Source organism: Methylobacterium sp. TK26, from assembly GCF_055361565.1.
Genome location: NZ_CM143965.1, coordinates 312,304 through 335,679, shown reverse-complemented (window position 1 = coordinate 335,679; position 23,376 = coordinate 312,304). Strand labels below are relative to the sequence as shown.

The 23,376-nt window shown below is 69.7% G+C and carries 26 protein-coding genes and 1 riboswitch; of the genes, 12 read left to right on the top strand and 14 right to left on the bottom strand.

Going from position 1 to position 23,376, the window contains the following annotated elements; translation table 11 throughout:
* Position 1: 1 nt before the first annotated feature.
* The 9 genes from ACXJ1Y_RS01645 to ACXJ1Y_RS01605 all read right to left on the bottom strand — a co-directional run bounded on the left by ACXJ1Y_RS01645 (position 2) and on the right by ACXJ1Y_RS01605 (position 9,024).
* Positions 2 to 1,039 carry an HD domain-containing phosphohydrolase gene (locus ACXJ1Y_RS01645; protein ID WP_463848454.1) on the bottom strand — a complete coding sequence of 346 codons (1,038 nt, stop codon included), beginning with the start codon at positions 1,037 to 1,039 and terminating at the stop codon, positions 2 to 4.
* Positions 1,036 to 2,394: a TadE/TadG family type IV pilus assembly protein gene (locus ACXJ1Y_RS01640; protein ID WP_463848453.1), complete on the bottom strand. Its 1,359-nt coding sequence runs from the start codon at positions 2,392 to 2,394 to the stop codon at positions 1,036 to 1,038. The genes ACXJ1Y_RS01645 and ACXJ1Y_RS01640 overlap by 4 nt, the downstream gene beginning before the upstream one ends.
* Positions 2,395 to 2,676: 282 nt before the next feature.
* Entirely contained in the window at positions 2,677 to 3,282 is a 606-nt protein-coding gene (locus tag ACXJ1Y_RS01635) for an SOUL family heme-binding protein (protein ID WP_463848452.1), read from the bottom strand.
* A gap of 47 nt (positions 3,283 to 3,329) precedes the next feature.
* Positions 3,330 to 4,817: an HWE histidine kinase domain-containing protein gene (locus tag ACXJ1Y_RS01630; RefSeq protein ID WP_463848451.1), complete on the bottom strand. Its 1,488-nt coding sequence runs from the start codon at positions 4,815 to 4,817 to the stop codon at positions 3,330 to 3,332.
* A 175-nt stretch (positions 4,818 to 4,992) separates the two neighbouring features.
* The gene (locus ACXJ1Y_RS01625) at positions 4,993 to 5,700 is read right to left on the bottom strand and encodes a COG3904 family protein (protein ID WP_463848450.1); all 708 of its coding nucleotides are present in this window, start codon (positions 5,698 to 5,700) and stop codon (positions 4,993 to 4,995) included.
* Positions 5,701 to 5,724: 24 nt separating this feature from the next.
* Positions 5,725 to 5,949 carry a hypothetical protein gene (locus tag ACXJ1Y_RS01620; RefSeq protein ID WP_463848449.1) on the bottom strand — a complete coding sequence of 75 codons (225 nt, stop codon included), beginning with the start codon at positions 5,947 to 5,949 and terminating at the stop codon, positions 5,725 to 5,727.
* A gap of 250 nt (positions 5,950 to 6,199) precedes the next feature.
* Positions 6,200 to 6,979, bottom strand: coding sequence for a HesA/MoeB/ThiF family protein (locus ACXJ1Y_RS01615; RefSeq protein ID WP_463848448.1), 780 nt, complete (start codon positions 6,977 to 6,979; stop codon positions 6,200 to 6,202).
* 48 nt (positions 6,980 to 7,027) lie between these two features.
* Positions 7,028 to 7,549, bottom strand: coding sequence for a translation initiation factor IF-3 (gene infC, locus ACXJ1Y_RS01610; protein ID WP_243951815.1), 522 nt, complete (start codon positions 7,547 to 7,549; stop codon positions 7,028 to 7,030).
* A gap of 251 nt (positions 7,550 to 7,800) precedes the next feature.
* Entirely contained in the window at positions 7,801 to 9,024 is a 1,224-nt protein-coding gene (locus tag ACXJ1Y_RS01605; RefSeq protein WP_463848447.1) for a glycosyltransferase family 4 protein, read from the bottom strand.
* 167 nt (positions 9,025 to 9,191) lie between these two features.
* On the opposite strand from ACXJ1Y_RS01605, the gene ACXJ1Y_RS01600 reads away from it, so the two are divergent.
* The gene (locus tag ACXJ1Y_RS01600) at positions 9,192 to 9,956 is read left to right on the top strand and encodes an alpha/beta fold hydrolase (protein ID WP_463848446.1); all 765 of its coding nucleotides are present in this window, start codon (positions 9,192 to 9,194) and stop codon (positions 9,954 to 9,956) included.
* A gap of 2 nt (positions 9,957 to 9,958) precedes the next feature.
* Here ACXJ1Y_RS01600 and ACXJ1Y_RS01595 read toward each other — a convergent pair whose 3' ends face one another.
* Both ACXJ1Y_RS01595 and ACXJ1Y_RS01590 read right to left on the bottom strand, forming a co-directional pair.
* Positions 9,959 to 10,243: a BQ00720 family protein gene (locus tag ACXJ1Y_RS01595; protein WP_463848445.1), complete on the bottom strand. Its 285-nt coding sequence runs from the start codon at positions 10,241 to 10,243 to the stop codon at positions 9,959 to 9,961.
* A 136-nt stretch (positions 10,244 to 10,379) separates the two neighbouring features.
* Positions 10,380 to 10,808 carry an Hsp20 family protein gene (locus tag ACXJ1Y_RS01590; RefSeq protein WP_463848444.1) on the bottom strand — a complete coding sequence of 143 codons (429 nt, stop codon included), beginning with the start codon at positions 10,806 to 10,808 and terminating at the stop codon, positions 10,380 to 10,382.
* Positions 10,809 to 11,231: 423 nt separating this feature from the next.
* Between ACXJ1Y_RS01590 and ACXJ1Y_RS01585 the strand changes: the two genes are divergently transcribed.
* The 7 genes from ACXJ1Y_RS01585 to ACXJ1Y_RS01555 all read left to right on the top strand — a co-directional run bounded on the left by ACXJ1Y_RS01585 (position 11,232) and on the right by ACXJ1Y_RS01555 (position 15,309).
* Positions 11,232 to 11,681, top strand: a complete 450-nt coding sequence (locus ACXJ1Y_RS01585) for a hypothetical protein (RefSeq protein WP_463848443.1) — start codon at positions 11,232 to 11,234, stop codon at positions 11,679 to 11,681.
* Between the two features lie 117 nt (positions 11,682 to 11,798).
* Positions 11,799 to 12,176, top strand: coding sequence for a Tat pathway signal protein (locus ACXJ1Y_RS01580; RefSeq protein WP_463850007.1), 378 nt, complete (start codon positions 11,799 to 11,801; stop codon positions 12,174 to 12,176).
* A 125-nt stretch (positions 12,177 to 12,301) separates the two neighbouring features.
* Positions 12,302 to 12,991: a MotA/TolQ/ExbB proton channel family protein gene (locus tag ACXJ1Y_RS01575; RefSeq protein ID WP_463848442.1), complete on the top strand. Its 690-nt coding sequence runs from the start codon at positions 12,302 to 12,304 to the stop codon at positions 12,989 to 12,991.
* A 43-nt stretch (positions 12,992 to 13,034) separates the two neighbouring features.
* Complete coding sequence (tolR, locus tag ACXJ1Y_RS01570) at positions 13,035 to 13,511, top strand: protein TolR (protein WP_463848441.1); 477 nt, start codon at positions 13,035 to 13,037, stop codon at positions 13,509 to 13,511.
* A 4-nt stretch (positions 13,512 to 13,515) separates the two neighbouring features.
* Positions 13,516 to 14,511, top strand: a complete 996-nt coding sequence (locus tag ACXJ1Y_RS01565) for an energy transducer TonB family protein (protein WP_463848440.1) — start codon at positions 13,516 to 13,518, stop codon at positions 14,509 to 14,511.
* Positions 14,512 to 14,722: 211 nt separating this feature from the next.
* Positions 14,723 to 15,049, top strand: a complete 327-nt coding sequence (locus ACXJ1Y_RS01560; protein ID WP_463848439.1) for a hypothetical protein — start codon at positions 14,723 to 14,725, stop codon at positions 15,047 to 15,049.
* A gap of 8 nt (positions 15,050 to 15,057) precedes the next feature.
* Positions 15,058 to 15,309, top strand: a complete 252-nt coding sequence (locus ACXJ1Y_RS01555; protein ID WP_463848438.1) for a BrnA antitoxin family protein — start codon at positions 15,058 to 15,060, stop codon at positions 15,307 to 15,309.
* 14 nt (positions 15,310 to 15,323) lie between these two features.
* On the opposite strand, the gene ACXJ1Y_RS01550 is transcribed toward ACXJ1Y_RS01555, so the two are convergent.
* Positions 15,324 to 16,403, bottom strand: a complete 1,080-nt coding sequence (locus ACXJ1Y_RS01550) for an adenylate/guanylate cyclase domain-containing protein (protein ID WP_463848437.1) — start codon at positions 16,401 to 16,403, stop codon at positions 15,324 to 15,326.
* Between the two features lie 165 nt (positions 16,404 to 16,568).
* On the opposite strand from ACXJ1Y_RS01550, the gene ACXJ1Y_RS01545 reads away from it, so the two are divergent.
* On the top strand, positions 16,569 to 17,408 hold the full coding sequence (locus ACXJ1Y_RS01545; protein ID WP_463848436.1) for an aldo/keto reductase: 840 nt from the start codon (positions 16,569 to 16,571) through the stop codon (positions 17,406 to 17,408).
* Positions 17,409 to 17,415: 7 nt separating this feature from the next.
* Here the strand turns inward: ACXJ1Y_RS01545 and ACXJ1Y_RS01540 are convergent, their stop codons facing one another.
* Positions 17,416 to 19,608 carry a transglycosylase domain-containing protein gene (locus ACXJ1Y_RS01540; RefSeq protein ID WP_463848435.1) on the bottom strand — a complete coding sequence of 731 codons (2,193 nt, stop codon included), beginning with the start codon at positions 19,606 to 19,608 and terminating at the stop codon, positions 17,416 to 17,418.
* Positions 19,609 to 19,860: 252 nt separating this feature from the next.
* On the opposite strand from ACXJ1Y_RS01540, the gene ACXJ1Y_RS01535 reads away from it, so the two are divergent.
* Entirely contained in the window at positions 19,861 to 20,334 is a 474-nt protein-coding gene (locus ACXJ1Y_RS01535; RefSeq protein ID WP_463848434.1) for a hypothetical protein, read from the top strand.
* A gap of 37 nt (positions 20,335 to 20,371) precedes the next feature.
* Entirely contained in the window at positions 20,372 to 20,617 is a 246-nt protein-coding gene (locus ACXJ1Y_RS01530) for a PilZ domain-containing protein (RefSeq protein WP_463848433.1), read from the top strand.
* A 7-nt stretch (positions 20,618 to 20,624) separates the two neighbouring features.
* Here ACXJ1Y_RS01530 and ACXJ1Y_RS01525 read toward each other — a convergent pair whose 3' ends face one another.
* Positions 20,625 to 20,996: an HNH endonuclease family protein gene (locus ACXJ1Y_RS01525; RefSeq protein ID WP_463848432.1), complete on the bottom strand. Its 372-nt coding sequence runs from the start codon at positions 20,994 to 20,996 to the stop codon at positions 20,625 to 20,627.
* Between the two features lie 114 nt (positions 20,997 to 21,110).
* Positions 21,111 to 21,215: riboswitch (TPP riboswitch) on the top strand.
* 66 nt (positions 21,216 to 21,281) lie between these two features.
* Between ACXJ1Y_RS01525 and thiC the strand changes: the two genes are divergently transcribed.
* Complete coding sequence (thiC, locus tag ACXJ1Y_RS01520; protein ID WP_463848431.1) at positions 21,282 to 23,171, top strand: phosphomethylpyrimidine synthase ThiC; 1,890 nt, start codon at positions 21,282 to 21,284, stop codon at positions 23,169 to 23,171.
* Positions 23,172 to 23,376 lie beyond the last annotated feature (205 nt).

Here is a 23,376-nt window from a genome sequence, read left to right as displayed (position 1 = left end):
GTCAGGCGGCCTGGGCCCAGGTCTGCTCCACCTCGCCCCAGCCAGCGAGGAAGGCCTCGACGCAGAGCGGATCGAAATGCAGCCCGGCCTGCTCGGCGATGAAGGCCCGCGCCCGCTCCAGCGGCCATGCCTTCTTGTAGGGGCGCTCGGAGACCAGGGCGTCGAACACGTCCGCCACCGCCACGATGCGGCCGCTGAGGGGGATCGCCTCCCCCGTCAGCCCCCGCGGATAGCCGGTGCCGTCCCAGCGTTCGTGGTGGCTCTCGGCGATCTCGGCGGCGAGCCGCACGATCTCGGATTGGCTGCCGTCGAGAATGCGGCGCCCGCGCTCGGCATGCTTCTCCATCTCGGCGCGCTCCTCGGCGGAGAGCGGGCCTTCCTTCAGCAGGATCGAATCCGGCACGCCGATCTTGCCGACATCGTGCATGGTCGAGGCGAGCTTCAGAACCCGCAGTTGCACCGGATCGAAGCCGAGGTTGCGGGCGATGATGCCGACATAGGACGACACGCGGGCGATGTGGTCGCCCGTGTCGGTGTCGCGGTGCTCGGCGGCGCGCATGAGCAGGGCGATGATCTCCCGCTCCCGGTCCTCGATCACCGCCACGGCGGCCGCCACCTCGCGGGCGAGCCACGCGGCGCGGTCCTGCTCCTGGCGGTGGGCGGCGCTGATTTTCATCAGGTTGGTGATCCGCGCCTGGATCTCCACCGGGTCGCAGGGCTTGCCGAGAAAATCGGTCGCCCCGGCGCGCAGGGCCTGATGGCGCAGGCTGCGCTGGTCCATGCTCGTGACCATGACGATGGGGACATGCGCGAAGCCGGGCACCTCCCGCGCGGCCGCGATCACGTCGAGGCCGGTCATCTCGGGCATGTCGTAATCGGTGACGACGACGCCGATCCGCTCGACATTCTCCCGCAGGAAGGCGAGCCCGGCCTTCGGGCAGGTGAAAGCCACGGGCTCGCAGCCGGCTACGGGCTTCAGCGCCTGCACCATCAGCAGGTTGTTCATCTCGGAATCGTCGATGATGAGCGCGAGCGTCATTGCGAGAGCACCACCCTTCCGTTCAAGGGGCCGACGCCCTTCGGCACGGGCACGCTGGTGCCTTCGTAGTTCGCGTTCAGATAGAGGTTCGGCCCCTCGTAGAGGTTGACCTGCCGCGCCACGACGACGGTGTAGGCGGAGTGGTCGGCGACGGGCCGGCTCGCGTCGATCACCACCCGCCCCGCCGGCAGGTAGATCGTGCCCAGCATGGTGCGGGCGTTGTCCGAGATGATGCGGTAGATCCGCATCGGCTGCGTCGCGCCCATGGCCGCCGGGGTCAGCGAGACGGTGTCCGAGGGCCGCATCGCGTTCAGAAGGGACGCCGGATCGAGGATGCTGCCGGCATTGCGGTCCTCCATCATCAGGAGGCCCGCCATCACGCCGCTCGTCGGCGCCGTCAGGCTGATCGTCGTGCCCTTGTTGAACAGGAGGCCGGAGTTGCTGCCCGTGAAGTAGAGCCCGACATCCGTCCCGCTGAAGGAGGCGGTGTTGGTGACGAGCAGAGGCCCGTTCATGAAGACGTAGATGCCGGGCTTCAGCGTGACCTGGGCGTTGCCCATCACGTAGACCCCGCCGCAATACGTGCCCGGTTCGAGGGTCGTGTTCGTGGTGATGCGCAGCCCGCCGACCAGCGGCGTCAGCACGTTGGCGACGAGGTTGCTCGGGCAGGATCCGACCGAGGGCGCCGGCCTGTCCTTCAGCGGATCGGCGATGGACGGGCAGCCGGTCTGCGGCGGTGGCGAGAAGTTCGCCCGCAGGCCGACATAGCCGCCGGCCGAGCAGATCGTGTCGGCCCGCGCCATGGAATTGTCGCCGCCGACCATGCCCGTCTGGTTCTCGGAATCCGAGTAGAGCGAGCAGCTGGTGGCTGTGACCTGCGCATTCTTCTGAAGGTTGAAGGCGCCTGGCGCGCTAGGATCGAGGGTGAGCATGCACAGGCGCATCTTGCCCACGATCGTGACCTTGGCCTGGGCCGCCACGGTCTGGTTATTCAGCCCGATGAAGCGGCCGAAGGTCAGGGAGACGTGGTCCTCGGCGCGGGCGAAGACGCTGGTCTTGTCGTCCGCCACGGTGACGGTGATCGCCAGCGGGGTGTTCGGCGGGGTCGGCGCGTTGGTGACGATGATCTGCTCGGTGACGCCCCTCACCGAGGCGGCGTTCGAGGAGGCGAGCTTCAAGGCGTTGCCCCCGGCGAGGGCGCCGGCATCCACGGCGTTCTGCAACTGCGAGCGCCGGGCCACGAGCCGGGCATAGTCGATGCCGCCGCCGATGAGGCCGAACAGGACCGGCGACGCGAGGGCGAAGGTGAGCACGACGCCGCCCCGGCGGTTCCGCGCCAGGGCACGGAGACGCACGACCCCCCTGCCGATCGTGGACAGGCGACGGGGCCGCGCTGCTCCTTCGCCACCCACCATCCCGCCGCCATCCCAACCTGCGAACCCGGCAGGCGTTCTTGCAGGAAAGTATGGGGGACGCGTTAATCGTTGAAGTTAAGATGCCGCCATACGGAGTGGTTTTTCTACGTCCGCAAGTCGAGCATTCTCGCTCGAACAGGAACGCAACTCACGTTACGAAGTCTGGATGATCGCATGACTTCGGATTGGTTAGGCACCATTTCGCCTCACCAAGTTACAACTTCACGGCGAAGTGAGGCGGGCCGCCACTTCATTCCGGCGCAGGAACGGGATCGAGAACGGCGGGTCGTAGCCCATGAAGAACGGCGGGCTCTGCAACTTCTGATTGGAAGCCGCCAGGACCTCCGTCAGGGTCCGCTCGTGGCTACTCCGCGCCTCCGGTGACAGGCTCCCGGTGAAGCGCAGGGCGGCGATCCGTTCCGGCGGGACCTGCACGAGGCGCACGCCTGTCTCGGTCGGCTCCGGTGCGCCGGCCTCGGCCACCGCGCGGGGCAGGAAGAAGCGCATGGTGCCCCCCGCGCCCTGCTCCACGGGCACCGTCATCGCGATCCGCTGCCCGCCGGCCTCGACGGGCGCGGTCATGGCGATCATCCCACCCGTGCGGTTCGCCCCCGTGATGTAGCGGAACAGCCGCCCGAAGGCCTCGCCGTCGCCCTGGCCGCGCGAATCCGTCTCGACGGCCAAGCGGCCCTCGTAGGCGCGGATCTCGACGCCCCGGTCCAGGTGCTGGACCACGGCGTAGCGCGGCTGCTCGTAGAGCGCCCGTACGCCGAACACGCCGAGCACGGATTCGACCAGCGTGACGAGGTAGTAGACGAACTTGTCCATGGGTGCGGCCTCGGGGAACAAGGCCGGGATATAGGGCGCCCCGCTCGTCAGCCCGAGTGGGGGTTGGCGGCCGAGGGGATGCGCTCCGGCAGCGGCGCTTCCAGGGTAAAGACCACGCCGTCGCGCGCGTAGTCGATGGAGGCCGAGCCGCCCACCTCGGCGGCGAGCGCCCGCTCGATCAGCCGCGAGCCGAAGCCGCTGCGCGCGGGGGCCACGACCGGCGGCCCGCCGGCCTCCTCCCAGCGCAGGCGCAGCTGCGCCGGCCGCTCGCCCTCGACCTCCCATGTGAGGGTCACACTCCCCCGGTCCGTGGAGAGGGCGCCGTACTTGACGGCGTTGGTGGCGAGCTCGTGCAGGGCCATGGAGAGGGCGAGCGTCAGGCGCGGCGTGAGCCACACCTCCGGCCCCGCGATGTGGAACCGCTGCTCCGCCCCGCCCCGGAACGCCTGCAACGCGGCCTCGACCACATCGGCCAGGGGCGCCCCGACCCAGCTCACCCGGGTGAGCACGTTGTGGGCGAGCGAGAGCGATTGCAGCCGCGCGTCGAGCGTCTTCTGGGCGTCCTCCAGGGAGGCGGCGTTGCGCAGGGTCTGGTGCGCGATGGATTGCATCGTCGCCATCGAGTTCTTCACGCGATGGTTCAATTCGTCGGCCAGCAGCGCGCGGTGCTCCTCGGCGCGCTTCCTGTCGGTCACGTCGATGCTGACGCCCGCCATGGTGAGCGGCTCGCCCTCGGCGGAAAAGAAGGTCTGCCCGCGGATCTGGACCCAGCGCACCTCGCCGTTGGACCAGCGGACCCGGTACTCGATGTCGTAATCCGCGCCGGTCTCGACGCAGGCGCGCACCGCCGCCTGCATCCGGGCGCGGTCCTCCGGCAGGACGGTGTCGAGCAGCTCCTCGTAGGTGAAGGGCCGGTCGAGGGGGCGGCCGAAATTCACCTTGCACCCGTCCGAGGCCATCAGGCGCTTTTCGGCGAGGTCGAGGGTCCACGAGCCGAGGCGGCCCGCCTTCAGGATGAAGCGGAGGCGTTCCTCGCTGCGCATCAGGTCGCTGGTGCGGCGCTCTACCTCTACTTCGAGGGCGTCGCGGTCGCGCTGGACGCGGGCGAACTTGTCGCGCTCCAGGGTCACGTCGAACTGCGAGGCGAAGAAATAGGTGAGCTCGCCGTCCCGCCCGAAGACCGGCGAGATGAGGAGGCGGTTCCAGAAGACCTCCCCGCTCTTCTTGTGGTTCAGGAGGTCGATCTCGATCGGCACGCGCTGCGCGATGGCCTCCCGGATCTTGAGGACATCCGCCTGGTCGGTTTCCGGCCCCTGCAGGAATCGGCAATTCTGGCCGACGATCTCGCTCTCGCTGTAGCCGGTGAGCTTGGCGAAGGCGGCGTTGACGAAGACGATGGGGTTGTCCGGCTGGTGCGGGTCGGTGATCACCATCGGCATCCGCGTCGCCCGGACGGCCGACACGAATGGATCGGAACTCGCGGCAATGCGGGAGAACTCCGCTTCGAAGCGGCGGCCATCGTTGTAATCCGTCAAGTCTCCGCCGCCCTTCACGCGACCACCCGGCGGGGCTTGGATTCCGCCGGATCGGCGCGGCTTTAACATGGATTGGGGCGGATGGGGGCAGTCCCGGCGGCGGTCCATCGCGCTGCCGGGAGCGGTTCAGGTCAAGTCCATCCGAGTGGATCCTCGGCCGGGATACATCATGGGATTATTTCGATGTGGGGGATATAAACTTGTTCGAAACGGCATTTAATCTTGGATATTGATCGGCCGACGCGACGGCGCGGACCGTCCTGTCCGGTGCGAGGCCGGTGACGACGCCGGCTGCGCGCAATTGTCCCTGGTCCGGGATCCAGAGATCGGAGGGGGCGACGCGCATCACCTCCGCCACGAAGGCATCCGGCAGTCCCGCCGCGCGGTAGGCCGCCCGCTCCGGCGCCGGGTCGACGGCACGCTTGGCGCCGTCCTCCCCCTCGGCGTAGGGCGCGTGGAAGCCGAGCCGCCCCTCGGGGCCCAGGGTCCGCGAACGCCCCTGGAGGAACACGAGGGTGCAGGCCGAGGCGCAGGCATCCGGGACATGGGTGGCGAGCCCCCTGTTCCGCACGATCTGCCCGACGGCGATGGCCTCCTCGACGAGCCCGCCGTCGCTGTCGAGGATCAGGCGCTCCACCTGCGGGTGGGCGGCGAGCGTAGCGGTGACACGATCCGACAGGCCCTCGGTGAAATCGCCCGTGAGACGCAGCTCCCGGTCGCCGGAGGCGAGATCAAGCCGGGCCGGCACCTCCGCATCGTCGGAGGCGGTGGGCGACGCGACGATATTCCCTCCGTTCGTGGGGTGAGGGATGGCGAGCGCCAGCGCGAGGCCGAGGGCGGCCCCCCATGCCGGGCGGAGCCGAGGCGAGATGAGAGTAGCCATGGAGATGCGCATCCCTCACCGGGCCTACTGGAGGTAGGAGACGAACATTTCCGACACGGCGCGGGAGGCATAGGCCTCGGGGCTCTCGCCCCAGCGCACTGGGAATGCCTCGGCGATTCGACGACCGGCTAGAATCTGCTGCACCTCGTCGGGCATCAGCCCGTCCTCGAAGGCATTGGCCAGGGCGGCGCGCTCGTAGCGCAGGTTGGCGGGGTCTAACGTGGGCGGGGTGAACTCATGGGGCTGCATGATGCTCTGCCTCGTATCGTGGCTGTCTCGAAAAGCGGTTCTCCTCCTGCGAATGCACGCAGCGACAACATGAGGCTTTGATCTTCATCACTGGAATGCCGGTCATCGTCCGCTCCTGTGTGTCGAGGTGTCGATCACCCCAAGACTATAGGAGTCGCCGGCGAGAATGTGCTGCCAAAGTTAAGGCACGATGGGGCGAAGTTCGTTCGCGGAAGGCGCGAAACGGGGCAGAAGCCTTGGGCTTCGGCGTTCAGCCGTGCGCGGTGCCGCTCAGGGGATTATCCGCGTCCCAGCCGTAATGCAGCGTCTCGAAGCGCATCGAGCGGGCATCGACCATCAGCAGACGGCCGACCAGGGGCTCACCAAAGCCGGTCACGGCGCGGATCACTTCCATCGCCATGAGCGAGCCCATGACCCCCGCGAGGGCGCCGAGCACGCCGGCCTCGGCGCAAGGCGGCACGGTGCCCGGCGGCGGCGGGCTCGGAAACAGGCAGCGATAGGTCGGATTCGGGCGCTCGTCCGATCCCGTCTCATGGGCGCGGATCGTGGTGAGCGTGCCGTCGAACCGGCCGAGGGCCGCCGTCACGAGGGGCCGGCGGGCCTGATAGCAGGCATCCGATACGCCGTAGCGGGTGGCGAAATTGTCGGACCCGTCGGCCACCACGTCGTAGCGGGCGATGAGGTCGGCCGCGTTCTCCGCGTCCAGACGCAGGGCATGTCCCTCGACGGTCACATGCGGGTTGAGCCGACGCACGGCATCGGCCGCGCTCTCAATCTTGGGGCGGCCGAGATCCGGCGTCCCGTGGATCACCTGCCGCTGCAGGTTCGACAGGGACACGGTGTCGTCGTCGGCGATGCCGATCGTGCCGACGCCCGCCGCCGCGAGATACTGGATGAGGGGCGCGCCGAGGCCCCCGGCGCCGACCACGAGAACCCGCGCCGCCTTCAGCTTCGCCTGTCCCGGCCCCCCGATTTCGGTGAGGACGAGATGGCGCGCGTACCGTTCGATCTCGTCGGTGTCGAAAGCCATGGGCCCGGTGTGTTGTCGCGCCGCCCGTGGACGGCGCGTCGCTCGCGATCAGCGCGGCGCGAGGATCATGATCATCTGGCGGCCTTCGAGCATGGGCTCGCTCTCCACCTTGGCGATCTCCGCCGTCTCGGACTTCACCCGCTCGAGGAGCTTCAGGCCGAGGTCCTGGTGCGCCATCTCGCGGCCGCGGAAGCGCAGGGTGACCTTCACCTTGTCGCCTTCTTCGAAGAAGCGCTGCACCGACTTCATCTTGGTGTCGTAGTCGTGCTTGTCGATGCCGGGGCGGAGCTTGATCTCCTTGACCTCGACCGTCTTCTGGCGCTTGCGCGCCTCGTTCTGCTTCTTCTGCTCGTTGAAGCGGAAGCGCCCGTAATCGAGCAGCTTGCAGACCGGGGGGACGGAGTTCGGCGCGATCTCCACGAGATCGAGGCCCGCCTCTTCCGCGAGCGCCAGCGCATCGAAGAAGGGCACGACGCCACGGTTCTGCCCGGTATCGTCGATCAACTGCACGTCTCGCACCCCGCGAATGTCGCGGTTGGCGCGCGGCCCATCCTTCTGCGGGGCCGGCATGGCTCTCATCGGTCTACGAATGGCTGTGTTCTCCTGCTTCAACGACAAACGGCGGCCAAGCCGGATCCCTCCCGAGATCCCCTGACCGCCTGCCGTTCCGGTCCTTTCCGGAGTCGACACCTTGACGCAACAACGCCACGAGTCAACCGGGTTGAGTGACGAATTGGCTCACCGATCCAGCGCGCGAAACGTCAATATGTTCCGCGCCCTGGCCTGATGTGTGCGGTCGCGCGCGTCGGCGCAAGGAGGGCTCAGCCGCTCCGGCCCAGCAGGTCCGCGTAGACGGCGAGCGTGTCCCCCACCATCCGTTCCAGCGAAAAGTTCGCCTCCACATGCGCCCGGCAGCGTCGGGCCAGCGCGTCGCGGGCGCTGGCGCCGAGGGATAAAGCTTCCGTGAGCGCGGCGGCCAGCGCAGCCGAATCGCCGGCGGGCACGCGCCAGCCGGTGCGTTGCCCGGCCGGCACGTCCGGGGGCGCGAGGACCGTTTCCGGCACGGCGCCGAGATCGGAGACCACGACCGGCGTGCCCAGCGCCTGCGCCTCCACCGCCGAGCGGCCGAAGGCCTCTGGCTCGATGGAGGGCACCGCGACGACGGAGGCGGCGCGGAAGGCGGCCGGCATGTCGGTGCAATGGCCCACTCGGCGGACGATGCCGTCGAGTCCGCGCGCGGCGACGAGGGCGTCAATCTCCCGCTCATAGCTGGTGCGCCCCTGCGGATCGCCGGCCAGCACGATGGCGAGGTCCGGCACGCCCTGCTGGCGCATCAGCGCGGCGGCCTCGATCAGGCAACGATGGCCCTTCCAGGCCGTCAGCCGCGCGGCGAGCAGCACGACCCGGTGATGGGGCTCGACGTTCCAGGCCCGGCGCAGGGCCTCGACGCGCCCCGGCCCGACGGCATGGGGGTTGAAGGCGCTGAGGTCGGTGCCGCGATAGATCACCCGCAGGCGGTCGCCGGCCTCGGCGGGGTGCAATTGCTGGATGAGGCTCGCGGTGTAGCGCGAATTGGCGATCACCACGTCGCCCCGCGCCATCACGGAATTGTAGAGCACCTTCACCCCGGTGCGGCCGGAATAGCTGCCGTGATAGGTCGTCACGAAGGGCAGGCCGAGCCGCCGCGCCGCGCCGAGCGCCACCCACGCGGGGGCCCGCGAGCGCGCATGGATCAGGTGGACGCCCTCGCGCTTGCACAATGCGGCGAGCTTCACCGTGTTGAGGGCCATCTTGAGCGGGTTCTTGGAGGCGGCCGGAAAGCGCAGCCAATGGCCGCCCTTGGCCTGCAACTCGCCGACGAGGCGCCCGCCCTCCGTCGCCACCAGCGCCCGGCCGCCCGCCGCCGCGAGGGCGGCCGCGACGTCCACGGTGGTGCGCTCGGCGCCGCCCGCGTCGAGATCGGGGATGATCTGCAGGACGCAGGCCCCGGCGAGCCGCCCCTCGGTCGCCGGAAAGCTCGGGCCTCCCCTCGCCTCCTCGACCATGACCGGCTCCCCCGTGAGAAGCCGCCCGAGGGCGGCTGTTCGTTGCCACGTATCCACGTAAAGACCTGTCCCCATCGGCGCAGCATGGCGGTCGCGCTTTACGGTCCGGTAAACGGTGTCTGAAGCCCCGCCGTTCGTTTCTCTGCAAATCGAGGAGAATTCGCGGAATGCCTGAATCCAATTTCACGATGACAGTCGAGGGGCATGGCCCCGCGCGCGACATCGCCGTCCGGGTGCGCGACGGGGCCGGGCCGCCGGTCGTCTGGCTCGGGGGATTCCGCTCGGACATGAACGCGACGAAGGCGACCGCCATCGACGCCTGGGCCGAGCAGGAAGGGCGGCGCTTCGTGCGGTTCGACTATGCCGGGCACGGCGTCTCCGGCGGCACGTTCGAGGATTACGTAATGTCGTCCTGGCTCGCCGACGCGCGGGCGGTGATCGACGCCCATGCCGGCGAGGCGCCGGTCCTGGTCGGCTCGTCCATGGGAGGATGGGTCGCCTGCCTCGTCGCCCGCGAACGCGCCCGGCAGGGCAAGCGCACCGCGGGCCTGGTGCTCATCGCTCCGGCGCTGGACTTCACCGAGGAGCTGATCTGGGCGGGCCTCGACGACGCGCAGAAGCAGGCGATGAAGGCGAAGGGCCGGATCGCCGTGCCGAGCGAGTACGACCCGCGCCCGACGGTCTTCACCCTGGCGCTGATCGAGGATGGCCGGAGCAATCTGATGCTGGATGGGCCGGTGGACCTCGGCTGCCCGGTCCACATCCTCCAGGGAGGGCGCGACCCGGACGTGCCGTCGGCCCATGCCTTCCGCCTGCTGGAGCGGCTGCCGGCGGAAGACACCGTGCTGACCCTCATCGCCGACGGCGACCACCGCCTGTCCCGGCCGCAGGATATCGCGCGGCTGGTGGCGGCGGTGGCCGGTATCGCCTGAGGTCAGTGCAGGCTAACCGTGTGCAGGTCCTGCGCCATGGCATTGGCCAGGACGGCATCCCGCGTGTCGGCGAGCATGATCGGCGCGCCGCTCGCGGACAGCAGGGCGAACAGGTCGAGGCCGGGGGTCAGGTCGGGCGCCTGCGGGAAGAGGCGGCGCACCTCCTCGGACCGGATCGGGCGGACATAGGCGATATGCCCCTCGCCGAGCACGGCGAGATCCGCCGGCTGGAAGGCCGAAGCGTCGAGATCGGCTTCGGTGAGGGGTGCAGCGTTCAGTTCGGACATGGAAACCCTCCTTCGAGGCAGAGCGTCGGTCCCGGCCCCAGAAGGCGACCGGGGGTACCCGGCCCCAGAAGGCGACCGGGGGTACGAGCCCCATGTGGTGATCGACCCCGCGAGATCAATCTCCTGACCGGTCGTCCTAGTCGCGCGCCAGGATGTCGATCCGTCGCACGACCCGCTCCGGCTCCGGCCGCACGAGGTCGATGGAAAGAAGGCCGTTCGACAGGTCGGCGCCCATCACCTCCATCCCGTCGGCCAGCAGGAAGGCCCGCTGGAACTGGCGGGCGGCGATGCCGCGATGGAGGAAATGCCGCTCCCGGTCGTCCACCTGCCGGCCGCGCACGAGGAGCTGGTTCTCCTCCAGCATCACGTCGAGCTGGTCGCGGGTGAAGCCCGCCACCGCCAGGGTGATGCGCAGGCGCTCCGGCTCCTGCTCGGTACGGGGCAGGCGCTCGATGTTGTAGGGGGGATAGCCGTCGTTGGCGGCCTTCGACACCCGGTCGAGGGCCTGTTCGATCTCATCGAAGCCGAGCAGGAAAGGGTGCCCGAAGGGCGACGGTCGGGTCATCGCGGGACTGTTCCCTCAGTGCGAAGCCTCAGACCTGCGGGCGCCCCGCCCGGCAAGCCGATGAGCGCCTCGGCGCCACGGAGCCCGCACCAGGCAGCGCTCCGCCCGGCGGAGCCGCCGGGACAGGCGAGATATGGCCGAGCGGTTCCGGGCCATCAAGGGAGCGACGGGGCGTCAGTTCGCGTCGGGGCCGCGCCGCCGGAATGACCCGCAAAGGCCGGGCGCCGTTCAGGAATTCGGCGGGCCCGGACCCGAATTGCCAGATTTTCCCGCTAACAGTTTGGAACGGCTCTGATTTTTGCCTCGGGTCTTGAAGCCGGGGGCTGTTCCCGATACCTCGGCTTCCGCAACGCACCGCCGTCCCGGCCCCTATCTTCTCAGGAGGTTCGATTGCCATCGTCGATCCCGCCTGCCCCCCATCCGATGCGTCGCGTCGTCGAAGCCTGCGGTGACGAGGCCGAGATCCTGGCCCTGTCCGTCGCCCGGTTCGTGGCGGCCGGCTACATGACCGGCGACATCGCCTGCTGGGACGCGGCCTTCAACGGCGCCGAGGATTTGCTCGGCTCGCACGAGGGCGGGCAATTCGTCGCCGGAATGGTCAACATCGTCCGGGCGCTCCGGGTCGAGCGCGAAGGCGACTGGGCGTTCATGCCCGCGAGTTGCTGCCGTCTCACCGGCCACGAATGCGCCCTCGTCGCCCTGATCGGCCGTGGCCGCCGGGGTGCGTGGGACGAAGTGGCGCAGGAAGCCGCCGCCCTGGCCGGGCGCCCGGCGCCGCGCCTCGCAGCCGCCGTCCGCGCCGCCGCCGGCACCATCGATGCGGCGGCCGTCCGGCTGGCGCCTTCCTGCCCCCGGCCTAAAATCCTCCATTGAGGAGGCCGGACATGATGAAAGGGATGATCGACCGTGCTTGACCGGAGTTTCTTCCAGGGCCGCGCCCGTCTGGCGCTCGCCTCCGGCCTCGTCGCCGCCGCCCTCGCGGTGCCCGCGATGGCGCAGGAGGCCGGGGGCGACAAGGCCGCGCCGGTCAAGCTTCAGCTGAACAAGACCGAGAATGCGGGCGATGCGTGCCGCATCACCATGGTGGTCGACAACAGCAAGGGCAGCGCCCTCAAGACCTTCAAGGTTGATCTGTTCGCGTTCGACACGGAGGGCGTCGCGCAGAAGCGGGTGGCCGTGGAACTCGCTCCGGTCGCTTCGCATAAGACGACCGTCAAGATCTTCGACTTTCCCGGCATCGCCTGCCCGAAGGTCGGGCGCATTCTGCTGAACGACGTGCTCTCCTGTGACGGTGGCGAGGGCGCGCGCGAAGCCTGCCTCGAACGCACGGAAGTCGAGAGCAAGGGGACCATTCCGTTCGACCGCTGAGCGGGCGAACCGACACGACGACACGAACGCCCGGGCGGCTTCCGCCCGGGCGCCTCCGGCTTTGACGGTGCGCGCTGCGCGGGCCGCCGCGCCGGCCCGAGCCACAGACGTTTGAGGAGCCCGACATGGATCCGACCCAGGCCGCCCCGATCGAAGCCCACGATTTCTCGTTCCTCGGGCTGTTCCTCCAGGCCGATCCGATCGTGAAGGGCGTGATGATCCTGCTGGTCATCGCCTCCATCGCCTGCTGGACCGTGGTGTTCGAGAAGATCGTGCGCCTTGCGGCGGCGCGGCGTCAGGCGAAGGCGTTCGAGGCCATGGTCCGCTCCGGCGGCAGCCTCGATACCGGCCTGAAGGGCATCGCCGGCCACGTCACCAACGCCGCCATCGAGGCGTGGCGCGACCAGGATTCGAGCGAGACCCGCGCCGAGCGCCGGGAGCGTATCGAGCGGGCGATGCGCGGCGCGCTGGGCCTCGAGATGAAGCGCCTGCGCACCGGCCTGTCGCTGCTCGCGACCTCGGGCTCGACGGCGCCGTTCGTGGGCCTGTTCGGCACCGTCTGGGGCATCATGAACTCGTTCTCCTCCATCGCCCGCAGCCAGGACACGTCGCTGGCCGTCGTGGCGCCGGGCATCGCAGAGGCGCTGTTCGCCACCGCCATCGGCCTCGTCGTCGCGATCCCGGCGGTGATGGCCTACAACAAGCTCACCGCCGACGTGGGCGGCATCCAGAGCGCCTTCGCCTCCAGCATCTCGACCCTCGGCAACCGCCTCGCCCGCGACCGGGCGGGCCAGCACCGCGCCGCCGCCGAATAGGCCGGGCCGCGCGACGCAGGACGGGAGCGAAGGAGAGAATCCCATGGCGATGGTGACGAGCCGAGCGAGCGACGGCGCGGACGAGGACGGCCTCGACGCGGCGCCGATGGCGGACATCAACGTCACGCCGATGGTCGACGTGATGCTGGTGCTGCTGATCATCTTCATGGTCGCGGCGCCGCTGATGACGACCGGCGTGCCGGTGCAGCTGCCCAAGACCACGGCCTCGAAGGTGGCGCAGGCGAAAAAGCCGCTGGAAGTGACCGTCGACAAGGACGGCAACCCCTCCATCGCGAAGGAGGTGTTCACGATGGAGAGCATCGTGCCGCGCCTGCGCGAGATGGCCGCCGAGAACAAGGACCAAGTGATGCTGGTCCGTGGCGACCGCGACGTGCCCTACGGCAAGGTCATGGAAGTGATGGGCCTCGTCGGGCAGGCGGGCTTCTCCAAGGTCTCGCTCATCGCCCAATCGCCGGGCGGCGCTCCCGCCGCGCCCGCGTCCGCCCCCGCCGCTCGCTGAGCCGATGACCGCGCTGACATCGACGCATCTGCCCCCGCGCCGCCCGTCCGGGCTGGTCGCCGCCTTCCTCGTGGCCCTGGGGCTGCACGCCCTCGCCCTGGTGGCGGTGATGTTCCTGGGGCTGACGCCCCCGGCGCCCCCCGGTGAGCAGCAGGTGACGGTCGACCTCGCCCCCGTGATGACCGAAGCTCCGACCCAGGCCCCCGCCGAGCAGCAGGCCGTGCAGGCGACGCCCCCCGAGGCCAAGCCGGTCGAAGAGCCCGTCGAGGAGGCGACCCAGCCGCCCCCGCCCACGGAGATGACCGAGATCGCTCCCGAGGAGGCGCCCCCCGTCGCCGCGACGGAGGTGGCGCCGGTCCAGCCGCAGGATCAGGTCGTCACCTCGACCGCCGAGCAGGCCGAGCCCCTGTCCGCGCCGCCGGAGCAGGTCGCGAAGCCGGTCGAGGAGGAGAAGCCCGTCGAGCCGGAAAAGCCGAAGGTCGACCTCGCCAAGCTGAAGGCCGAGAAGGAAGCCCGCCTGCGCAAGATCCGCGAGGAGAAGCGCAAGGAGGAGGAGCGCCGTGAGCGGCTGGAGGAGATCCGCGAGGCCAAGGAGGCGAAGGCCAAGGCCGCGCGGGAGTCCAAGGCGCGGGAAGTGAAGGCGCGGCAGGGCGCCGAGCGGGCCTCGGCCTCGTCCTCGCGGGAGAACGCGGCCGGCCGCGCGGCGGCGGGCAGCGATCCCAGCGCGCTCCGGCAGTGGACGGGCGCCATCAGCGCCGCGATCCATGGTCGCATGAATCCCGGCGCCGCCGCCGGCACGTCGGGCGGCACGGCCGTGATCCGCTTCACGGTGATGCGCTCGGGCTCCGTGACCGGCGCCGGCCTCGCCCGGTCGAGCGGGGTCGGGCAGATCGACAGCGCGGCGCTCGCCGCCGTGCGCGGCGGGCTCCCGGCGGCGCCGGCCGGCGTCACGCAGCCGAGCCTATCCGTGACGATCCCGCTGAATTACCGTGTGCGTTGAGCAGTCTTCGGGCCCGGCGGATTCGCCAGACCCGTCACCGGCATGCTAAAGGCCTTAACATTCCGGCCTGAACGGGCTGCCACCCGGCGGTCTGATCGGGTCGGGACATCCGGCCCTTCCTCCCCCCCCTCCTCGAACCGGCCGGACCCGCCCCGACCGCCGCGTCTCCTTGATGTGGCCGGCTGCGCCGGCGCGGGACGAAAGGGAAGCAATGAGCGACGACATCGAAACCGACCTCGACGAGGCGGAAGAGATCCGTGCTGCGGAAACCGAAGCTCGTCTGAAGGCCGAGAACAAGGCGGAACGGGCCGAGCGCGCCGAGCGCATGGCGCGCGAGGGCGCCCAGGCCATGGCCGAGCATCTGGCCGCGCAGGTCGCCGTGGACGAGCGCACGAAGCGTCTCCGCTCCCTGCGCCTCGCCAGGGAAGCCTCCGACGCCCAAGCCGCCGCCACCGCCAAGCAGGAGGCCGACGAGGCCAAGGCCGCGAAGGACCGGGCCCGCAAGTCGGCTGCCCGCAAGACCGCCAAGAAGGATTGAGGCTCGCCATGGTGGAGACCCGCGACCGTCGCCGCCCCACGGATGCCCGCGCGGCCGCCGAGGCGGCGTTCCGCAAGGCGACCACCAAGCCGGTCGCTCCGGCACCTGCGCCTGCGGCTCCCGCCGCAGCGCCCGGCATGCGCGAGAGCGTGACCCTGCGCCTCGACAGCACCGTGCTGGAGCATTTCCAGAAGGACGGTCCCGGCTGGCAGGACCGCATCAACGCGGCCCTCAAGGACCTCGTCGCCCGTCAGGGCTGAGGGCGGGGCGGCGCCTACCGCGCCCCTGCCACCCGCAGGCCCGCTGGCGCCGTCGCGTTCGCCGGCTCTCCCAGCACCGTCCCCCGTTCCAGGGTCGCAACCGCCAGCGGCGCACCGCGCCCGCGCAGGGCATGCGAGCCGAGCGAACGGGCCCGGATCCCGGCCGGCAGGCGGTCGAGGCGTTCCAGCAGATCCTGTGAGATCAGGATGCCGACCCCGAGCGGGCGGCACAGGGCCTCGATCCGCGAGGTGACGTTCACCGCATCGCCGAAATACGCGATCTTGTGCCGGTCCACGCCCACTTCCGCCGTCACCACCGAGCCGCCGTGCAGCGCCGCGCGCAGGCGGGGCACCGTGCCGAACCGGGCCTTCCAGGCTTCCGCGTCGGCCTCGATCCGGTCGAGCACGGCGAAGAGGCACGAGACGCATTTCGCGTCCGCCAAGCCCCGGCTCATCGGCCACGTGATCATGGCGAGATCGCCGATATAGTCGTCCACGGAGCCGTTGTGCCGCCGCACCGGCTCCGCCAGGGCGGCGAAGACCGCGCCGAGATATTCCTGCGCCCGCAGGTCGCCATGCGCCTCCGCGAAGGCGGTGGAGCCGACCACGTCGAGGAACAGGAAGATGCGCTCTTCCTCCACCGGCCGGTGATAGCGGCCGATCATGAAGTTCACGAAGACCTCGCCGCCGATCAGGTCGCGCATGCGGATCACGAAGACCAGCATCGCCGAGACGCCCAGCGAATAGGCCAGCACGCGCGGCGTCAGCCGCGTCGCGGTGGAGAAGTTGTCCTCAGTGAGGCCCAGCGCCCACACCACCGCGCCGCCGAGGGCGCAGCCCGCCGCGATCATCAGCACGTAGGCCGCCTCGGCGGCGGGCACGTAGGCCCAGGCGGGCCAGCGGCGGATCTTCGCCTGCAGCCCGGCGAGGATCAGCCCCCGGTCGAAGGCCAGCACGGCCATGCCCATGCAGAGGCCATAGGTCAGGCCGGCGAGCGGCGAGGCGCCCGCCGCGAAGATAAAATTGTAGAGCAGTCCGGCGGCGCCCGCCGCAAGGACGATGAGCACCCAGAACCAGCGATGCGGCGGCAGCATCAACGCACCTCGCGATTCGCGTCGAGCGCAGGGGACACGGACACGACCCTAGCTTAAAGTCTACGAATGCGCGTAGCGTCGGGGCCTTGCTCACCCGGCCATGATGGCGCGAGTAAGGCGCACGGCGAGCCGCCGGCTGAGCGGTAGGACCGGGGAGGCAGCGGCATGCACACGAGGGGCTTCGGGGCGGCGCGCGTCGCCGTGCCCGTCATCGGACAGGGTACGTGGCGGATCGACGGCAGCGAGCGCGCGGAGGCCGTGCGCGCCCTGCGGGCCGGGATCGATGCCGGCATGACCCACATCGATACCGCCGAGATGTATGGCGAGGCGGAAGCCATCGTCGCCGAAGCCATGGCCGATTGCCGGGAGGAGATCTTTCTCGTCTCCAAGGTGGTGCCGAGCAACGCGACGCGGCGCGGCGTGGTGCGGGCCTGCGAGGCGTCCCTGCGCCGGCTGCGCACGGACCGGATCGACTGCTACCTGCTTCACTGGCCGGGCAGCCACCCCCTGGCGGAGACGGTGGCGGGGTTCGAGGATCTGCGCCGGGACGGCAAGATCCTGTCCTGGGGCGTCAGCAACTTCGACGTCGACGACCTCGAACGCCTGCTCGCCATCGCCGGGCCCGACCGCATCGCCTGCAATCAGGTCTATTACTGCCCGACCGAGCGGGCCATCGAGCATGCCGTGCTGCCGTGGTGCACGGCCCATGGGGTGGCGCTGGTCGGCTATTCGCCCTTCGGCAGCGGCGATTTCCCGGAGCCCGCGAGCCCGGGCGGGCAGGTCCTGAAGAGCATCGCGGACGCGTACGGCACCTCGCCGCACGCCATCGTGCTCGCCTTCCTGCTGCGTCTGCCGAACGTCTTCACCATCCCGAAGACGGTGCGGGCCGAGCGCGCGGTGGAGAACGCGGCGGCCGCCGAGATCAAGCTCAACGCCGCTGAGATCGCCCTGATCGAGAGCCATTTCCCGCGCGGGCCGCGCCCGCGCATCCTGCCGATGCTGTAGGCGCCGCCTACTCGCCGATGCCGAACAGCTTCTCGAAGAAGTTCGGCTCGGCGCGCTGCTCCCGCCGACGGCGGGCCGGAGCCTCCGCCTGCGGGGCCGGCGTCAGGCCGTCGATGATCTGGTTCAGCACGTCGGTGGGGCCGGCATTGGCGACCGAGGCGGTCGTCTCCGGCGCCCGGCGCCAGCGGTTCAGGTTGGGCAGCGGGACCGGATTCTGGCCCTTCAGCGCCTGAACCATGTAGGTCTTCCAGACCTCCGCCGGCAGGCCGCCGCCGGTCACCTTCTTCGTCAGTTCGCCGTCGTCGTTGCCGAGCCAGACCCCGGTGACGAGGCTGCCGGAGAAGCCGATGAACCACGCGTCCTTGTAATCCTGCGTGGTGCCGGACTTGCCGGCCAGTTCCCAGCCGGGGATGTCGGCCTTCTTGGCGGTGCCACTCACGAAGGTCTCGTGCATCATGGCGTTCATCATGCCGTCGGCATCGGGGCTGATCACCCGGCCGAGGCCGCTGTCGGCGCGCTTGTAGAGGAACTTCCCGTCCGAGCCCTTCACCGAGGCCACGACGTAGGGAATGACCCCCGTGCCGCCATTGGCGAAGGCACCGTAGGCCCCGACCATCTCCAGCAGCGTCACCTCGGACGTGCCGAGCGCGATGGAGCCGTTGGCCTGCAGCGGCGAGGTGATGCCGAGCTTCTGCGCGGTCTGCACCACGGCCTTCGGGCCGACCTCCTGGCCGAGGCGCACCGCCACGGTGTTGAGGGAGTGCGCCAGCGCAAAGCGCAGGCTCACGGGGCCCTCGTAGCGGTGGGAGTAGTTCTCCGGCGCCCAGCTGCCGATCTTGACCGGCGCGTCGTCGCGCATCGTGTCGGGGGTCAGGCCCCGCTCGACGGCGGCGAGGTAGACGAAGGGCTTGAACGACGAGCCCGGCTGGCGCTTCGCGGTGGTCGCCCGGTTGAACTGGCTCTGCGCGTAATCGCGTCCGCCGATCAGGGCGCGGATGGCGCCGTCCGGACGCATGGAGACCAGCGCCCCCTGGCCGACATTGAAGCGCGCACCCTGCTTGTTCAGCTCATCGACCAGCGACCGCTCGGCCGTGGCCTGCAGCGAGGTATCGACGGTGGTCTGGACGGTGATGTCCTGCTCGAACTTGCCGACGTAATCGTCGAGCACGTCCATCACGAGGTCTGCGACGTAGTTGGCCGAGCCGCCGCCCCGGATGCTCGCCGGCCGGGCCGGCTGGGCGAGCGCCACCTTCACGTCCTGCGGCTGCGCGAAGCCGAGTTCCTGCATCGCCGCCAGCACCTGCGCCGCGCGGGCCTGGGCCGCCGGCAGGTTGCGATTCGGCGCCAGCCGCGAGGGCGCCTGCACGAGGCCGCCGAGCATCGCGGCCTGTGCGAGGCTCACGTCCTTGGCGGGCTTTCCGAAATAGCGTTGCGCCGCCGCCTCCACGCCATAGGCGCCCGCACCGAAATAGACGCGGTTGAGGTAGAGTTCGAGGATCTCGTCCTTCGTGTACTTGTGTTCGAGCCACAGGGCGAGGATCGCCTCTTGGATCTTGCGCGAGGCCGAGCGCTCCGGCGTCAGGAACAGGTTCTTTGCGAGCTGCTGCGTCAGGGTCGAGCCGCCCTGGGCGACACCCCGCCGGGTCAGGTTCTGGCCGATGGCCCGCAGGATGCCGACCGGATCGACGCCGAAATGCTGGTAGAACCGCCTGTCCTCGATGGCGACGAAGGCGCGCGGCAGGTAGGGCGGCAGTTCCTTGATCGAGACCACCCGGCCGCCGGTCTCGCCCCGATTGGCCAGGAGCGTGCCGTCACTCGCCAGGATCGCGATGTTCGGCGGGCGCTTCGGCACGGCCAACTGGTCGATGGGCGGCAATTGCGATGCGTGGTAGGCGATGAGCCCGGCGAGGCCGATCACGGCCCACAGGCCGAGCACCACGCCGCCATAGACGATGCGGCCGAGCCACGAGCGGCGGCGCTTCGCGCTGCGCCCCCTGCCCGACGAGCCCCGGCCCCCGGAGGAGCCACGGGACGGGGAGGACCGCTTCGCCGGTTGCCTGCTCACGCGTTCCTTGCTCCCTGCCTCGCCGCCGCCGGCCCGATCCTCGCGGGAGAGGCGCAGGTCGAGGTCGCCGCGCTGGCCGATCCGCCCTTCCGGGACATCGAAATTCGGCTCGGCTCTGCCACGCTTCTGCGCCATCGACACCCGTCACGAAGCTGCTCGCCCGCGCGCGAGGCCGCGCAACCGGACGTTGACATGACGTCGCGGCGGCCCTGCGGACGCGTTCTGAGACGCTGTAAATGCGGCGGTTTAAGGGGCCGTTAAGATAACCGGCACGCCCCGGTATCCCGGCCCGCGATGCGCTCGCCAGACCAATGTTCCGGCCCGCCGCCCCTGGTTTCGGCGCAGGACCCTCCGTATGGTGCCGCCCGTTTCAGGGAGAGCACTATCGTGCGGGTAGCCATTCTCGTTGCGGCGGCCGGGCTCGGCCTCGGAAGCCTTCCGGCATGGTCCCAGGTCCGCCTCGATACGGTCAACACCATCGCCTGTGCGGAGGAAGGCGGCGTCTGCCGGATGCCTTACCCGACGAACGTCTATTTCGGGGTGCCGGGCAAGACCAACGGCCGTCCCTTCCCGCAGGGCGGCACGGTGGCGTGCAACGTCCAGAGCTTCGGCGATCCGGCGCCCAACCAGCGCAAGGCCTGCTGGTATGCCCCGCGCCTCACCGGCAACGAGGGCGGCGGCTACCGGGATCGCCCCCGCCGGGACGACCGGGACGCGTATCGCTCGCGGGACGACGACCGCTTTCGCGACGAGTACCGCCCGCGCCGCGACGTCGACCGCGACGAGTATCGCCCGCGCCGCGACGATTATGACGATACGCGGGAGCGCCGCCGCTACCGCAGCGAGCCGGACGATGAATGAGCCGGCGTCGGCGGTTCGGGGCGGAGAGGCAGACGGCATGTCCGAGGACCGGCGCGGCGCCTATCGCCGCAACGCCTTCACCTTCGGGTTCGTGGAAACCGGCGAGGGGGAGATCGGCTGTCTCGTCTGGGACGTCACCGAGACCGGCGCCCTGATCGAGATCGAGCAAGCCGTGGATTTGCCGGAGCGGTTGCGCGTGCGCCTCGCCCCGGAGGCCGCATCGCGCGAGGCGAGCGTCGCGTGGCAGCGCGGCAAGCGGGCGGGCATCGCCTTCTCCGGGTGAAGCCCCTTCAATCCTTGCGCTTTCCCGCCCGCCGGTCCCGCGTCATGCGCGTCGGGGCGTAGAAATCGTCGGGCTTGGTCCGCACCCAGGCCACGAACCGGGCGAGTTCTGGATCGGCCCGCAGGGCCTCGACATCGGCGAGGCGCCGGGCGATCTCGGCCTCGCTGTAGCGGGCATGGATCGCCGAATGGCAGACCTGATGCAGACGCACCGTGCCACGGTGGGTGCCGCCCTTCAGCTTGGGCGTGAGATGATGCAGGCTCGATTTCGCACCGCGTGGGATCGGCCTCTCGCAAAGCGGGCAGATGACCGGCGCCGCCGCCTGGGGGCCGTGGGTCGTCGGATCATCATCGCGCCACAGGCGCTCGCGTCTTCCCAAGCCTCGTCTCCCGGCGAGTTCGGTGGATCGGGACGGCAGATCGGAGAGTAAAGCCGAGTGTTAGGGCGTTTCGCCTGCCGGCATTGACAACATCCGGCAAACCACGGAGTTTCGAACCGTTCCGAGGGGAGCCCAGACCGGGCTGAGATTGGGCGTAGCGCCCTGACCCTTGAACCTGATCCGGTTCGTACCGGCGGAGGGACGGGAACCTGCGGCCTCGGGATGCCGCACCTTACCCCTATCGTCGTCACGCAATTGGACCGCTCCAGCGCCAGGAGAGGCCAAATGAACGCACCCGTGCTGCCCAAGGATGTGAAGGGAAGCCCCGAGACCGTGACTACGGGACCGGTCTCCGGCTCGCGCAAGGTCTACGCGACCGTCGGCGGCCGGGAGGACATCCGCGTCCCGTTCCGTGAGATCGTGCTGACCGACCCGAAGGAAGAGCCGGTGCGGGTCTACGACCCGTCGGGGCCCTACACCGAGACCGACGCCCGCATCGACCTGTCGGCGGGCCTGCCGCAGATCCGCGCCCCGTGGATCGCCGCGCGCGGTTACGCCACGGCCGAGCCCCGCGCCGTCAAGCCGGAGGACAACGGCTTCGCCTCGGCCGACAAGCTCGTCGCCCCCTGCCCCGCCGAACGGGTGCTCCGCAAGGCCGCCCCCGGCCAGATGGTGACGCAGTACGAGTTCGCCCGCGCCGGGATCGTCACCGAGGAGATGATCTACGTCGCCCACCGCGAGAACCTCTGCCGCGAGCAGATGCTGGAGCGGGCCGAGGCGGCCCTGGCGGATGGCGAGAATTTCGGCGCGGCGGTGCCGGCCTTCATCACCCCCGAATTCGTGCGCGACGAGATCGCCCGCGGCCGGGCGATCATCCCCGCCAACATCAACCACACCGAAGTCGAGCCGATGGCGATCGGCCGCAACTTCCTCGTGAAGATCAATGCCAACATCGGCAACTCGGCGGTCACCTCGTCGGCCGCCGAAGAGGTCGAGAAGCTGGTCTGGTCGATCCGCTGGGGCGCGGACACGGTCATGGACCTCTCGACCGGCCGCAACATCCACAACATCCGCTCGTGGATCATCCGCAACTCGCCCGTGCCGATCGGGACGGTGCCGATCTATCAGGCGCTGGAGAAGGTGGGCGGTGATCCGCTTAAGCTCGATTGGGAGGTCTTCAAGGACACGCTCATCGAGCAGGCCGAGCAGGGCGTCGATTACTTCACCATCCATGCGGGCGTGCGCCTCGCCCACGTGCCGCTAACGGCGCGGCGCGTCACCGGCATCGTCTCGCGCGGCGGCTCGATCATGGCGCGCTGGTGCCTCGCCGGGCATCGCGAATCGTTCCTCTACGAGCGGTTCGACGAGATCTGCGACATCATGCGGGCCTACGACGTGTCGTTCTCGCTGGGTGACGGCCTGCGGCCCGGCTCCATCGCCGACGCGAACGACGCCGCGCAGTTCGCTGAGCTGGAGACGCTGGGCGAACTCACCAAGATCGCCTGGGACAAGGGCTGTCAGGTGATGATCGAGGGCCCCGGCCATGTGCCGATGCACAAGATCAAGGTGAACATGGAGAAGCAGCTTCGCGAGTGCGGCGAGGCGCCCTTCTACACCCTCGGCCCGCTGACCACGGACATCGCGCCGGGCTACGACCACATCACCTCCGGCATCGGCGCGGCGATGATCGGCTGGTTCGGCACGGCGATGCTCTGCTACGTCACGCCGAAGGAGCATCTTGGCCTGCCGGACCGCGACGACGTGAAGGTCGGCGTGATCACCTACAAGATCGCCGCCCACGCCGCCGACCTCGCCAAGGGCCACCCGGCCGCGCAACTGCGCGACGACGCCCTGAGCCGCGCCCGGTTCGACTTCCGCTGGGAGGACCAGTTCAACCTCAGCCTCGACCCGGATACGGCGCGCACCTACCACGACGAGACCCTGCCGAAGGACGCCCACAAGGTCGCCCATTTCTGCTCGATGTGCGGCCCGAAGTTCTGCTCGATGAAGATCACGCAGGATCTGCGCGCCGAGGTGCTGGCGATGGAAGAGGCCGGCCAGGTGATCGGCCAGGCCCCCGCCATGTCGCAGGCCGAGGCCGAAGCCGGGATGCGCGAGAAGTCGCGCGAATTCCTCGCCGAGGGCGGCAAGCTCTACGTCGACGCGGCGGAGTGACAGCTTCCGGCGCGCCCGTCACCCGGCGGGCGCGCCGGATCGCCGAGGACGCTGACAGGTTTGTCAGCATTCGCGCACTGCAATCGCGTGAGATGGCGTGAAATTGAGGTGCTGCCTTTACCGGATATTGAGCCCGTCTTACAAAGGCGTTGTCGAAGACTGCGAAGGCATGCCCATATTAAGCGCTGCTTAACGGCGCGATGAT

Excerpts from the sequence above, each read along its gene's own strand:
- ACXJ1Y_RS01590 (WP_463848444.1), bottom strand. The coding sequence starts at position 10,808 with ATGACCCGACCGTCGCCCTTCGGGCACCCTTTCCTGCTCGGCTTCGAT.
- ACXJ1Y_RS01635 (WP_463848452.1), bottom strand. The coding sequence starts at position 3,282 with ATGGACAAGTTCGTCTACTACCTCGTCACGCTGGTCGAATCCGTGCTC.
- infC (WP_243951815.1), bottom strand. The coding sequence starts at position 7,549 with ATGCCGGCCCCGCAGAAGGATGGGCCGCGCGCCAACCGCGACATTCGC.
- ACXJ1Y_RS01625 (WP_463848450.1), bottom strand. The coding sequence starts at position 5,700 with ATGGCTACTCTCATCTCGCCTCGGCTCCGCCCGGCATGGGGGGCCGCC.
- ACXJ1Y_RS01545 (WP_463848436.1), top strand. The coding sequence starts at position 16,569 with ATGCACACGAGGGGCTTCGGGGCGGCGCGCGTCGCCGTGCCCGTCATC.
- tolR (WP_463848441.1), top strand. The coding sequence starts at position 13,035 with ATGGCGATGGTGACGAGCCGAGCGAGCGACGGCGCGGACGAGGACGGC.
- ACXJ1Y_RS01600 (WP_463848446.1), top strand. The coding sequence starts at position 9,192 with ATGCCTGAATCCAATTTCACGATGACAGTCGAGGGGCATGGCCCCGCG.
- ACXJ1Y_RS01565 (WP_463848440.1), top strand. The coding sequence starts at position 13,516 with ATGACCGCGCTGACATCGACGCATCTGCCCCCGCGCCGCCCGTCCGGG.
- ACXJ1Y_RS01605 (WP_463848447.1), bottom strand. The coding sequence starts at position 9,024 with ATGGTCGAGGAGGCGAGGGGAGGCCCGAGCTTTCCGGCGACCGAGGGG.
- ACXJ1Y_RS01645 (WP_463848454.1), bottom strand. The coding sequence starts at position 1,039 with ATGACGCTCGCGCTCATCATCGACGATTCCGAGATGAACAACCTGCTG.
- ACXJ1Y_RS01555 (WP_463848438.1), top strand. The coding sequence starts at position 15,058 with ATGGTGGAGACCCGCGACCGTCGCCGCCCCACGGATGCCCGCGCGGCC.
- ACXJ1Y_RS01550 (WP_463848437.1), bottom strand. The coding sequence starts at position 16,403 with ATGCTGCCGCCGCATCGCTGGTTCTGGGTGCTCATCGTCCTTGCGGCG.
- ACXJ1Y_RS01620 (WP_463848449.1), bottom strand. The coding sequence starts at position 5,949 with ATGCAGCCCCATGAGTTCACCCCGCCCACGTTAGACCCCGCCAACCTG.
- ACXJ1Y_RS01530 (WP_463848433.1), top strand. The coding sequence starts at position 20,372 with ATGTCCGAGGACCGGCGCGGCGCCTATCGCCGCAACGCCTTCACCTTC.
- ACXJ1Y_RS01615 (WP_463848448.1), bottom strand. The coding sequence starts at position 6,979 with ATGGCTTTCGACACCGACGAGATCGAACGGTACGCGCGCCATCTCGTC.
- ACXJ1Y_RS01585 (WP_463848443.1), top strand. The coding sequence starts at position 11,232 with ATGCGTCGCGTCGTCGAAGCCTGCGGTGACGAGGCCGAGATCCTGGCC.
- ACXJ1Y_RS01540 (WP_463848435.1), bottom strand. The coding sequence starts at position 19,608 with ATGGCGCAGAAGCGTGGCAGAGCCGAGCCGAATTTCGATGTCCCGGAA.
- ACXJ1Y_RS01560 (WP_463848439.1), top strand. The coding sequence starts at position 14,723 with ATGAGCGACGACATCGAAACCGACCTCGACGAGGCGGAAGAGATCCGT.
- ACXJ1Y_RS01595 (WP_463848445.1), bottom strand. The coding sequence starts at position 10,243 with ATGTCCGAACTGAACGCTGCACCCCTCACCGAAGCCGATCTCGACGCT.
- thiC (WP_463848431.1), top strand. The coding sequence starts at position 21,282 with ATGAACGCACCCGTGCTGCCCAAGGATGTGAAGGGAAGCCCCGAGACC.
- ACXJ1Y_RS01580 (WP_463850007.1), top strand. The coding sequence starts at position 11,799 with ATGGCGCAGGAGGCCGGGGGCGACAAGGCCGCGCCGGTCAAGCTTCAG.
- ACXJ1Y_RS01575 (WP_463848442.1), top strand. The coding sequence starts at position 12,302 with ATGGATCCGACCCAGGCCGCCCCGATCGAAGCCCACGATTTCTCGTTC.